The sequence below is a fragment of the Inquilinus sp. OTU3971 genome, from assembly GCF_038440215.1.
Genome location: NZ_JASATH010000472.1, coordinates 1 through 266 on the forward strand (window position 1 = coordinate 1; position 266 = coordinate 266).

Below are 266 nucleotides of genomic sequence, written 5' to 3' on the forward strand. Positions count from 1 at the left end.
GCGGAGCGGGGCTCGGGCGGATCCTCGTCGTCCTCGCCGTCCTGCGACGGCAGGAAGCCCAGCTCCTCCATGGCCTCGTCGGCCATCTCCAGCCACTGCTTCACCCGCACCGGATAGCCCCAGCGCCGGCACAGCGCCGCCACCGCGACCTCGGCCCGGCTGGCTTCGATCAGCTCGACCACCTCCGGCCGCTCCAGCCGCTCGCTCAGCTCGTCGGCGCGGCGATCCTCCTCGCCCTCCTCGGACGACTCGTAGACCGCCGCCAT

Annotated in this window: 1 protein-coding gene; it reads right to left on the reverse strand. The window is 73.3% G+C overall.

What is annotated here, in order from left to right; genetic code table 11:
• A partial coding sequence (locus AAHM41_RS40470) for a hypothetical protein (protein ID WP_342242295.1) occupies nt 1-266 on the reverse strand: 266 nt, incomplete at both ends.